The organism is Desulfobacterales bacterium (assembly GCA_034003325.1).
Lineage (GTDB): Bacteria > Desulfobacterota > Desulfobacteria > Desulfobacterales > JAFDDL01 > JAVEYW01.
The window spans coordinates 107,688-119,018 of the sequence record JAVEYW010000015.1 but is presented as its reverse complement, the minus strand read 5'-3'; the positions used below and the strand labels follow the sequence as shown (position 1 = coordinate 119,018).

The 11,331-nt window shown below is 52.9% G+C and carries 9 protein-coding genes; 8 read left to right on the top strand and 1 reads right to left on the bottom strand.

The features are described 5' to 3' along the window. Positions 1 to 221 precede the first annotated feature (221 nt). The 3 genes from RBT11_15745 (at position 222) to RBT11_15735 (ending at position 4,011) form a co-directional block, all read left to right on the top strand. Positions 222 to 929, top strand: a complete 708-nt coding sequence (locus RBT11_15745) for a transporter (protein ID MDX9788233.1) — start codon at positions 222 to 224, stop codon at positions 927 to 929. A 322-nt stretch (positions 930 to 1,251) separates the two neighbouring features. Beyond that, positions 1,252 to 2,661: a ribosome biogenesis GTPase Der gene (der, locus tag RBT11_15740; protein MDX9788232.1), complete on the top strand. Its 1,410-nt coding sequence runs from the start codon at positions 1,252 to 1,254 to the stop codon at positions 2,659 to 2,661. A gap of 3 nt (positions 2,662 to 2,664) precedes the next feature. Further along, positions 2,665 to 4,011: a replication-associated recombination protein A gene (locus RBT11_15735; GenBank protein MDX9788231.1), complete on the top strand. Its 1,347-nt coding sequence runs from the start codon at positions 2,665 to 2,667 to the stop codon at positions 4,009 to 4,011. Here RBT11_15735 and RBT11_15730 read toward each other — a convergent pair. After that, positions 3,948 to 4,769: an NRDE family protein gene (locus RBT11_15730; protein ID MDX9788230.1), complete on the bottom strand. Its 822-nt coding sequence runs from the start codon at positions 4,767 to 4,769 to the stop codon at positions 3,948 to 3,950. The two genes, RBT11_15735 and RBT11_15730, sit on opposite strands and share 64 nt — an antisense overlap. Positions 4,770 to 4,902: 133 nt before the next feature. Between RBT11_15730 and RBT11_15725 the strand changes: the two genes are divergently transcribed. The 5 genes from RBT11_15725 (at position 4,903) to RBT11_15705 (ending at position 11,326) form a co-directional block, all read left to right on the top strand. Beyond that, positions 4,903 to 6,189 (top strand): acetyl-CoA C-acetyltransferase, encoded by a 1,287-nt coding sequence (locus RBT11_15725; protein ID MDX9788229.1) that lies wholly within the window; start codon positions 4,903 to 4,905, stop codon positions 6,187 to 6,189. Between the two features lie 129 nt (positions 6,190 to 6,318). After that, positions 6,319 to 6,474: a hypothetical protein gene (locus tag RBT11_15720; protein MDX9788228.1), complete on the top strand. Its 156-nt coding sequence runs from the start codon at positions 6,319 to 6,321 to the stop codon at positions 6,472 to 6,474. A gap of 170 nt (positions 6,475 to 6,644) precedes the next feature. Further along, entirely contained in the window at positions 6,645 to 7,757 is a 1,113-nt protein-coding gene (locus tag RBT11_15715; protein ID MDX9788227.1) for an AI-2E family transporter, read from the top strand. 6 nt (positions 7,758 to 7,763) lie between these two features. Further along, positions 7,764 to 10,286: a DNA gyrase subunit A gene (gyrA, locus tag RBT11_15710; protein MDX9788226.1), complete on the top strand. Its 2,523-nt coding sequence runs from the start codon at positions 7,764 to 7,766 to the stop codon at positions 10,284 to 10,286. Continuing rightward, the gene (locus RBT11_15705; protein MDX9788225.1) at positions 10,283 to 11,326 is read left to right on the top strand and encodes an NAD(P)H-dependent glycerol-3-phosphate dehydrogenase; all 1,044 of its coding nucleotides are present in this window, start codon (positions 10,283 to 10,285) and stop codon (positions 11,324 to 11,326) included. The genes gyrA and RBT11_15705 overlap by 4 nt, the downstream gene beginning before the upstream one ends. Positions 11,327 to 11,331 lie beyond the last annotated feature (5 nt).

The following is an 11,331-nucleotide window of genomic DNA, read 5'->3' as shown; positions in this document are numbered from 1 at the left end:
TTGAGCATTGTTCTCTCCTTTTTTTGAATTTTTTACTGATACAAAAGAACAATGTATTTATAGCATAACAGATTGTATTTTTAAAGTATTAACGCATTTAAGTTCCTTAAGGAAACGGCATTGACCTTAATACCGGTTGGGTCGGCCAATTGCATCTAAGATATGTGAACTTCGATAAGGTATTTAATGATAAGGGCGATTCCGAGGATGCAGGTCTTGAAATGGATGCATTTCAGACATTTGGAAAGCTTGTGCATGTACAACGGTTAAGCGATAAATGGCAGTTAACCAATGTCTTGATCGCGGTTTTAGGCGCGAATCTGGACGCTGAATTAAATAATGGTGCCCATATGAGCAATTCCGGCATTGGGGATGTGATGTTTTCAAACTTTATCGGACGATGGTGGAAAAATCGGCTGATACATACTTGCTTTGGTGTCGCGGTCAAATTTCCTGTGGGGGAGTATGACAAGAATGAGCCCTTGAATATCGGGGAAAATCGCTATGTGTTATATTTACCGGGGTTTTTTTTCGAGTTCAGATATCCACTGGAAAAAGGAATGATTTTCATCGATAATGCCATCGGTCTTAATTGGCGGCTGGAAAATCCGGATACGGATTACGATGACCATGATGTATTTGTCTTTAATCTGATTCTGACCTATTTTACATCAAAAGACTGCAAGTTGGGATTTTTTGTCCAGCCGGATTGCGAGGTCGCCCTTAACAAATCAGAATGGAAGGGTGCCAATCAGCACGATGGCGATTTTTATACCTTCGGGACAGGCTTGGGCGTGGTTTGGAATATAAAACCCGGAACCAATGTCAATTTGAAATGGACCCGGGAATGGTACGGCAGGGACCTCAACAACGGCGCCTTTGCGCCGGAAATCAACGCCGTTCATTTTATGTGGACGTACACGTTTTGATGGGGTTGCGATAGGCCCTTTTTCAGAAATATTCATGCAAAAAAGTGCATCTTGTTTGAAGGTCAAATCAACCAGTGACCAATCAAACAAGTTCCGGCAACGCCGGCTGAGGCTGAATCCTTCGCCTTCGCCGGAAGTTTGTAGCCGATGCATGCGAATCGGAATCGATCATGAATGTTTGCTCCCGTCCTTTTTTGATGATACACCGTTGCAGAACTGTATTTATCAAAAGGTCTTAAGCGGTAACGGTTGAGTACCGAAAAAAGGGTCTTTGCAGCGGCGTTTTTTCAAGCGTAAGTATATAAAATAGATTGTAAATATAATGAAACCGATTGTTGCCATTGTCGGTCGGCCCAATGTGGGTAAATCGACTTTATTTAATCGCATCACCCGATCCAAGGATGCCCTGGTGGATGACATGCCGGGGGTGACCCGGGATCGGCATTACGCGGATGCCAGATGGGATGAGACGGCCTTTACCGTTGTGGACACGGGCGGATTTTCGGATGCGGATGCGGCCGGGTTCTCCGAGCAGATTCGATTCCAGGTAAGCCTCGCGGTTGAAGATGCCGACGCGATTATTATGGTACTCGACGGCAAAGGCGGCATCTCTCCGTTTGATGCGGATCTGATTCAAATGCTTCGAAACGCGGATCGACCGGTTTTTTACGCAGTGAACAAAATTGACGGGGAAGAGCGCGAAGTGGCGCTCAGCGATTTTTTCAGTCTCGGTCTGGATAAGATCTATCCGGTCTCCGCTGAGCACGGGTACGGGTTTATGGATTTAATGGATGCCCTGGTGCCGGCCCTTCCCAAGGCGGACATAGAAGCGCAGACCGATGAGATTCGGGTTGCGGTGGTGGGGCGGCCGAATGTGGGCAAATCTTCCCTGATCAACCGTATTCTCGGGGAAGATCGCTTGCTGGTCAGTGAGGTCGCCGGAACGACGCGGGACGCGATCGACACCCGGTGCACGGTGGGGGGCAAGTCTTACGTGCTGGTGGATACGGCCGGTATTCGGCGAAAAAGCAAGGTGTCGGATAAGATCGAAAAGTTTTCCGTGATAAAGGCGCTAAAAAGCATGGATCGCTGTGATGTGGCCCTGATATTGCTGGATGCCGGCGAAGGGGTGACGGAGCAGGATATCAGTATCGCCGGATATGCCTATGATCGGGGCTGCGGCTGCATTTTTTTGCTCAACAAGTGGGATTTGGTGGAAAAGGACAACCGGACCTTAAAGACCTATCAAGAAGAAGTGCGAATGGCGGCGAAATTTCTGAGTTTTGCGCCCATATTAAGTATTTCGGCCTTGTCGGGCCAGCGGGTAAACAAAATCTTTCATAACGTCAAGGCCGTATATGCGCAATACAGCATGCGCATCGGCACGGGCCAGCTCAATAAAATTATGGAGGGGGCGCTTGCTCACAACGAGCCGCCGCTGCACCAGGGCAAGCGGCTGAAATTCTATTATGCCACCCAGGTGACCACAAAGCCGCCGACATTCGTGCTGTTCGTGAACTTTCCGGGAGCGGTCCATTTTTCCTACCACCGGTATCTGACCAACCAGATTCGGGAAGGGGCCGGCCTGGATCAAACGCCCATTCGGGTGCTGTTGCGCCAGCGCACCGGCCGCATCGAGTTCGGGGAGAAAAAGAGCCCGTTGAATAAAAAGAATAGAAGACCGCCGGATAAGAAGAAAAATAAACCCATGGAAAAGAGGAAAAAGAGGTAGCGGTTGGATCTCTTCGACTATCAGGCGCAAAGGAGCACGGCAGAATCCCGCCCACTGGCCGAGCGAATGCGGCCCGGGACGTTGCGGGAATTTATCGGGCAGGGGCATCTGATGGGGCCTTCCTCGCTGCTGCGAAGTGCCATTGAAAACGACCGGTTGTTTTCCATGATTCTCTGGGGGCCGCCCGGTTGCGGCAAGACCACGCTGGCGCGCATTGTTTCCAAGGAGACCCAATCCCATTTCGTCCATTTTTCGGCAGTACTTGCCGGCGTCAAGCAGATTCGCGAGGTCATCGAGGAGGCCAGAGAGCAACTTCGGCTGCACCGAAAGCGGACAGTTCTTTTTGTGGATGAAATTCACAGGTTTAACAAAGCCCAGCAGGATGCGTTTTTGCACCAGGTGGAAAGCGGTTTAATTACGCTGATCGGTGCGACCACGGAAAATCCATCCTTTGAAGTCAACGCCGCGCTCATGTCCCGCTGCCGGGTATTTACGCTTAACCGCTTGACCGATAAAGAGCTTGAAGCGATCATTCAGCAAGCCCTCACCGACAAGGAGCGGGGGCTGGGCCGCTTGCAGCTTGAATTTGAGCCGGCTGCCCTTTCTCATATCGTGCGTGCGGCGGACGGCGACGGGCGCGCCGCATTGAACAACCTGGAAGGGGTGGTGTCATTTCTGCCCGCGAAACAGGCGGGAGAGGCGGCTTCGGGGCGTTTGATCCCCTTATCGGAAGTGGAGACGGCGTTACAGAAAAAGGCGCTCATGTACGACAAGAGCGGCGAGGAGCATTACAACCTGATCTCCGCGCTTCACAAGAGCCTTCGGGGTAGTGATCCGGACGGAGCCGTTTATTGGCTCGCCCGCATGCTGATGGCCGGAGAAGACCCGCTCTATATCGCCCGCCGCATGGTTCGCTTTGCATCCGAAGATGTGGGAAACGCCGATCCGAGAGCGCTCACCGTCTGCATGGATGCCATGGAAGCCTTCCGGTTTCTCGGGCCTCCGGAAGGCGAGCTGGCCTTGGTGCAGGCGGCCGTGTATCTGGCCACGGCCCCCAAAAGCAACAGCCTTTACAAGGCCTATGGAAACGTGCGGGCCGTCATTGAAAAAACTGGCGCACTGCCCGTACCGCTGCACATTCGAAATGCGCCCACCGGGCTGATGAAATCCCTGGGATATGGAAAAGATTATAAATATGCCCATGACTTTGAGGCGGGGATCGCGGCGCAGACCTATCTTCCCGGGGAAATCGCGGGAACGACCTTTTACGAGCCGGTGGATCGGGGTTATGAAAAGACCATTAAAGAGCGGCTCGCCTGGTGGGAGAAGATGAAATCCACAGAGAAATGAAACTGACGGGTGTAGGATTTCGGCGGAAGATACGTTGAAGGAGTATAAGACCGCTCCGCAAAGGATATTTGCCCTGAATGGGACATCAGGAGCACGGAAGAAGACCGGGTGCCGTACCCCTTGCTGGAAATGAACATGGGGCTCAGCATTTTTTCCTTGCGCAGCCCGACGCCGGTATCGGGCAACTGCTCTGCGGGTGGGGTTGACTTATCGAACAAGAGTTGAAACACCTGCTCCGGTCCGACCCCGTTTTTGTTTTGAAGCAATTTTTTTAGGCTGTTTTTCCCTCGCGCCACCTTCGGCCAGGCGGTATTCAGCAGATGATTGCTGAGGCCGTACAGCCCCGGTTCAAGGCATTTCACGGCGCCTTCCCGGTTGGAATAATAATACAGTTCGGTTGCATTGCCTATCAACAGATTAAAGCCATTGTATTGCTGAGCGTTTTGGCTGATATTGTTCAGATAGGTTTCCGGCGGAGAATCGGAGATGAGATAATCGGTTAAGAGCAGTCCCCGGGAAGGGGCATTCGGTTTGACAGACGCTGGGTCCCTGTAATTGGTGATGGCGGCGAAACGGCCGGTTCGCGTCACACCCAACCACGTACCGCCGCCTCTTAAATCCCGACCTGCCAGAATGTGCGGCCGGTCTTGCCAGACCCCCAGGGGAAGGGCGGGGCGATCGTAGAATTCATCCCGGTTGGCAGCGAGAATTAGCTTGAATTCCGGATGAATGCGGTATGCAAAAAGTATCAGACACATGGTGGGTTAACCCGGCATAGTTTCGTTGACCTTAAAAACGGATTAGGCTATAGTTGCCACTTGCATTTATTAAGACCTAACGCGTTTTATGTCAAATAAACCTTACTAAAGGAATGAAACGGAGGACATAGTGATGAAAGAAGTGGTGATCGTCAGTGGGGCCAGAACGGCCGTCGGTAGTTTCGGGGGTGGACTTAAAGATGTGCCGGTGGTGGATTTGGGCACGCTGGTGATGAAAGAAACAATTAAACGCGCCGGTCTCAAACCGGTGTGCAGTGATGAGATGCTGTCCTTTGCCGCAGATACGCTAAAAGCGCAAGGGCAAATCGACCTTGAAAAAAAAGGTTATGATTATGATGCGGGCGCAGCTCCCGTTACCATCGATGAAGTGATTATGGGAAACGTCCTTCAGGCAGGCCAGGGGCAAAACCCGGGCCGGCAGGCCATGGTTCGCGCCGGCATACCCAAGGAGACGCCCGCCTTTACCATGAACAAGGTATGCGGTTCGGGACTTAAAGCGATCGCGCTGGGTGCTCAGGCCATCATGTGCGGCTCCGCCGAGGTGGTGCTGGCCGGCGGCATGGAAAGCATGAGCCAGGCGCCTATGGCGCTTCCCAAAGCCCGATGGGGTTACCGCATGGAGATCAGCGGCATGGGCAATGTGGCGGATCTGGTGGTCTTTGATGGGTTGTATGAGATTTTTTACGGCTATCATATGGGCATGACGGCGGAAAACATTGCCGCCATGTACGATATTTCCCGGCAGGAGCAGGATGAGCTGGGCGTGATGAGTCATCAGCGGGCCAGAGCCGCGATTGCCAACGGCCTTTTTGCTGAAGAGATAGTGCCGGTTGTTCAGAAGGGCAAAAAAGGGGATGTGGTGTTTGACACGGACGAGCGGCCCATGGACACCAATATGGAAAAAATGGCCAAACTGAGTCCCGCGTTCAAAAAGGGTGGTACCGTGACCGCTGGAAATGCATCCGGAATCAACGACGGGGCTGCCGCGGTGCTGCTCATGAGCGTGGAAAAAGCCAAGGCAATGGGGTTGACACCGATTCTTAAAATCAAGGCCTTTGCCTCCGGAGGCCTGGATCCGGCCTATATGGGACTCGGCCCGGTGCCGGCCATTCGTAAAGTTCTAAAATCCACGGGCATGAGCCTGAAGGATATCGATACGATCGAACTCAACGAAGCCTTCGCCTCGCAGGCCATAGGTTGTATGCGCGAGCTTGGCATTGCGACGGATCGGCCCAATCAATTGGGCAGCGGCATTTCCCTAGGGCACCCCATCGGCTGCACCGGCGCTCGCCAGATGGTGACCTGCATGCATGAGATGAAGCGAAAAGATTATCATACCGGCCTGATTTCCATGTGCATCGGCGGTGGCATGGGCATGGCCATGATCGTGGAACGCTAACCCGGAAAACCTGTCCGCTAAACGATAATTTTTTTCTTTACATGACGGATGGTTATTGTTAAATAGAAGCGTCGTCGGGCCTATGTCGAAACAGGACCTTTGCAAAGAAAAAATTGGAGACCCATTTCAATGGATATCAGTCGCAGAATCGGTATTTTGATTTTTACCGCCGTTCCCGCCATTGTCGGCGGCGGCATTGTTTACGGTATTTTTCATGATTTTATTCCGGTGGTTGTTTATGAAGCGATGCTTTATGCGTTGGCCGGTGGAATTGTCAGCAAATAACCCATTCGCCCGCTTCCTGTAGGCTCATTCGGAACCGGCGGCATCGGGACGTTCTTTCGTCTCGATGCTCCGGTTTTCCCGTTTTTACGGGAAGGTGAATTTTGAAACGCGATGTGAATCTGTCGCCATCGAAGACCGTAACCGCATATGGGGTTTCTAAGGAGATCAATGTGGCTGAGGGAACACAACGGGATCTGATATTGTGGTTCTTTTTGGCGCTGTTTATCGTTTCCATTATCCTGCTCGGCTGGTTGCTCTGGCCGTTTCTATCGATCATCGTGCTGGGGGCGGTGGTTAGCGGAATTTTCTCGCCGGTATACCAGTGGTTGAACCGAAAACTGAAGCCATCACCGGCGTCCTTGCTGACATGCATATTGATATTTCTGTTTTTGTTCATTCCCATCGTATTTTTTGTCAGCGTGTTGTCCAACGAGGCCTACGATCTCTACCAGGCGGCCAAAGGGGCTGTATTAAGCGATAACATTCATGAGCTGTTCAAGGAAAGCCGCATTCATGCGTTTATTATCAAACATGAGATCCTTGGACGGATAACCCCCCTGATGACCAGTCTGGGGTTCGATCCGGCCGGCGAGGAGATTCAACGCTCCCTTTCCGAGATTGCGAAAAATATCGGTTTGGTATTATATGAGCAGGCCAGTGCGATCGCATCCAATATTTTGAGCTTTCTGGTTAATTTTTTTTTGATGCTGCTGGTGATATACTACCTGCTCATCGACGGCGGGCGCTTGGTGGCTTTTATCGTGGATCTCTCGCCATTGCCGCGGGAACAGGACGAGAAGCTGATTTGCAAATTCAAGGACATGGCCGGTGCAATTCTCGTGGGTAACGGCCTGGGCGGTTTGATTCAGGGGGTATTGGGGGGCGTGGTTTTTGCCTTATTTGGACTCAAATCCCCCTTTCTTTGGGGGGGGATTATGGCTCTGCTGGCCTTTTTGCCCATCGTCGGCATTGGCGCTGTTTTCATTCCGGCAGCTTTGATTTTATTTTTAAAAGGTCGATTCGGCGCCGGTATCTTCTTTGTCCTTTTTTACTTCGTTCTTTCCGGCGGCATCGAGTATGGGTTCAAACCCAAGCTGGTGGGCAATCGGGTTCAGATGCATACGCTGCTGGTGTTTTTGGCCATTATCGGCGGGCTCAAGCTTTTCGGCATATTGGGTATTATCTACGGCCCCCTTGTGGTTACCGCTTTTTTAACATTAACGGATATTTACTATTCGAACTATCAGCGGCTCGTTGAGCCTGCGGACAAGCTGGAAACCTAAAAAACAATGACGGATGACAATGTAATTCAGACAGATAGCAAACCGTTCCCGGAAGTCAGTATCGAGAGCGAAATGAAAAAATCGTATCTTGATTACGCCATGAGCGTTATCATCGGCCGGGCGCTTCCCGATGTGCGCGATGGGTTGAAACCGGTGCATCGCCGGGTTCTTTTCGCCATGCACGAATTGAAAAACGACTTTAACAAGCCGTATAAAAAATCCGCGCGTGTGGTCGGTGATGTTATCGGTAAGTACCATCCTCACGGCGATACGGCTGTGTATGACACCATCGTTCGCATGGCCCAGGATTTTTCGCTCCGGTATACCATGGTCGACGGCCAGGGCAATTTCGGCTCCGTGGACGGCGATTCCCCGGCTGCCATGCGATACACCGAGGTGCGCATGCAAAAGCTGGCGCACGAGCTTTTGGCGGATCTGGAAAAGGAAACGGTCGAGTTCGTTCCCAACTATGACGAGTCCATGACGGAACCGGCCGTGTTACCGGCAAAATTCCCCTCCTTGCTTATCAACGGGTCGGCGGGCATCGCCGTGGGCATGGCCACCAATATTCCGCCCCATAACCTTTCCGAAGTGGTGGATGCCATCACGGCGCTGATTGATAACCCGGAAATGACTTGGGCCGATTTAGCGCGCATCATTCCCGGACCCGATTTCCCGACAGGGGGTATCATCTATGGCACCAGGGGTATTTATGACGCGTACCAGACCGGAAGAGGGGTGATTCGCATCCGGGCGAAGATTGAAATTGAGGAAGACAAGCAGGCCCAGGCCGAGACCATCGTTGTCACCGAGCTTCCCTACCAGGTCAACAAGGCCAAGCTGATCGAATCGATCGCGGAGTTGATCAAGCACAAGCAGATCGAGGGCATTCGCTATGTTCGGGACGAGTCGGATCGCAGCGGCATGCGCATGGTCGTCGCCCTGAAAAAGGATGTTCCCGGTCTGGTGGTGGCCAATCAGCTCTATAAGCATACCCGTCTGGCCGTCAGCTTCGGCATCATTTTGCTGGCGGTCGTCAACCAGCGTCCCGAGATGTTGAGTTTAAAAGAGCTGCTGGAACACTTCATCGCGCACCGCAAAGACATCATTGTCCGGCGTACCCGGTTTGACCTGAAAAAAGCCAGGGCCAGGGCCCATGTGTTGGAAGGGCTTAAAATCGCACTGGATAATCTGGATGAAGTCGTGAACATGATTCGAAAGTCCGCTTCTCCGGCGGAAGCCAAGGCCCGACTTTGCGAGCGGTTCGAGCTGACGGACATTCAAGCCCAGGCCATTTTGGATATGCGGTTGCAGCGGCTTACCGGTTTGGAACGAAATAAGATTATCGAAGAGTACGAGGCGCTTCTCAAAGACATCGCCCGGTTCATTGAAATTCTTGGGAACGAACGGTTGGTGCTTGAGATTATCAAGACGGAGTTGACCGAAATCAAGGCGAATTTCGGTGATGCGCGGCGCACGCTCATCGTGGAGGAGACTCGGGAGATCACCATGGCGGATATGATCGTCGAGGAGGACATGGTGGTTACCATTTCCGAGAGCGGTTATATCAAACGCGGCCCGGTCACGCTCTATCAGAGCCAGCGCCGGGGCGGGAAGGGTAAAACCGCCATGGGCACCAAGGAAGAGGATTTTGTCAAGCATCTCTTTGTGGCCTCGACGCACCACACCTTTTTGTTTTTTACGAACAGGGGAAAGGTGTACTGGTGCAAGGTATACGACATTCCCCAGTCCGGTCGCGCCAGCCGCGGAAAAGCGGTAGTGAACCTGCTGGATTTGACAGAAGGCGAACAACTGACCACGGTGCTGGCGGTGCCGGAGTTTGAAGCCGGCTACCATGTCATGATGGCGACCCGCCTGGGCATCGTCAAAAAGACGGATCTCATGGCCTTTAGCCGGCCCCGCACGGGCGGCATTATTGCGCTGGATCTGTTGCCGGAAGATGAGCTGATTTCCGCTCGCATTACCAATGGTCTCATGAATGTCTTTCTCAGCGGTGCGCAGGGAAAATCGATCCGTTTTCATGAAACGGACATTCGCCCCTCGGGCCGGACCGCGCGCGGCGTGCGCGGTATGCGCATTGAAAAAGATGACCGGCTTGTTTGCATGGAAGTGCTCAGCCACGGCCAGACCCTGATGGCGGTTACGGAAAACGGTTACGGAAAACGAACCGCCATTGATGAGTACCCGGTCCATAAGCGCGGCGGCAAGGGCGTCATTACCATTAAAACCAATGAGCGAAACGGGCGGGTTGTGGGAACCCTTTTGGTGGAAGAAGACGATGAACTGATGCTCATGACCGACGGCGGTAAGATTATTCGCATTCTCGTGAGCGGCATATCGGTCATCAGCCGCAACACGCAGGGCGTTAAACTCATGGATCTATCGCCGGGAGAGAAAATCACCAGCGTGGCGCGACTTCAGGGCGGCGCCATAAACCCGGAAGAAGGCGTTGACGAAGATTTAGAAGAAGATGTGGAAGAGAGCGGGCCGGAGGAATTCGAGGAATGAGCGAATTGAAAGTCAACGCTGAAAACGCCCGCATCGCCGTGGTGGGCGCCGGTAGCTGGGGAACGGCGTTGGCCTGCCTTCTGGCGCATAAGGGATATGATATCGATCTTTGGGCCTTTGAAAAAGAAGTTAAAGCGCAGATCGAAACCCGGCATGAGAATGAGACCTTTTTACCGGGAATACCCCTGCCGCTCAACTTGCGGCCGTCCAATGATCTCTCTGCGGTCATTGCGGATAAAGATTTGATATTGCTGGTGGTGCCGTCTCATCTGATGCGAGCTGTCGGTAAGCGGATGGCCGGGTTGCTGCCATCCGGTGTGGTGCTGGTCTCGGCGGCCAAGGGGATCGAAAATGACACGTATCTGAGCATGAGCGGCGTTCTCCGGGAAGTACTTCCGGAAGTGCCGGACGATTCCGTTGCGATTTTATCCGGCCCGAGTTTTGCCCGGGAAGTCGGCCGCAAAGTCCCCACGGCCGTCACGGTGGCGTCCAAAAACCCGGCAACGGCCCAATTGGTTCAGAACGTGTTTTCAAGCCCGCATTTCAGGGTATATACCCATTTGGATGTGATCGGTGTCGAGTTGGGCGGGGCTGCCAAAAATGTGATCGCGATCGCCTCGGGTATTGTTGATGGATTGGGGCTCGGGCTTGACACGCGGGCCGCCCTCATTACGCGAGGTCTTGCGGAGATGCGACGCTTGGGGGTTCGGCTCGGCGCTGATCCGAGGACCTTTTCGGGACTCTCCGGTGTCGGGGATCTGATCCTCACCTGCACCGGGAATCTCAGCCGGAACTATACGGTTGGCATCAAGCTCGGCTCGGGCATGACCCTTAAGGCCATTCTTTCCGAGATGAAGATGGTGGCTGAAGGCGTCAAGACGGCCAAATCGATTTTTAACCTCTCACGGAAGATCGGGGTTGAAATGCCCATTTGTGAAGAGGTGTACCGAATACTGTATGAGGAAGTGTCTCCGGTGGAAGCGGTGAAACGGCTCATGACCCGAAGCCTGAAGGATGAGTTTGACGGGTGGGAAGGCTAGGAGGA

Excerpts from the sequence above, each read along its gene's own strand:
- RBT11_15745 (MDX9788233.1), top strand. The coding sequence starts at position 222 with ATGGATGCATTTCAGACATTTGGAAAGCTTGTGCATGTACAACGGTTA.
- der (MDX9788232.1), top strand. The coding sequence starts at position 1,252 with ATGAAACCGATTGTTGCCATTGTCGGTCGGCCCAATGTGGGTAAATCG.
- RBT11_15730 (MDX9788230.1), bottom strand. The coding sequence starts at position 4,769 with ATGTGTCTGATACTTTTTGCATACCGCATTCATCCGGAATTCAAGCTA.
- RBT11_15725 (MDX9788229.1), top strand. The coding sequence starts at position 4,903 with ATGAAAGAAGTGGTGATCGTCAGTGGGGCCAGAACGGCCGTCGGTAGT.
- RBT11_15720 (MDX9788228.1), top strand. The coding sequence starts at position 6,319 with ATGGATATCAGTCGCAGAATCGGTATTTTGATTTTTACCGCCGTTCCC.
- gyrA (MDX9788226.1), top strand. The coding sequence starts at position 7,764 with ATGACGGATGACAATGTAATTCAGACAGATAGCAAACCGTTCCCGGAA.
- RBT11_15705 (MDX9788225.1), top strand. The coding sequence starts at position 10,283 with ATGAGCGAATTGAAAGTCAACGCTGAAAACGCCCGCATCGCCGTGGTG.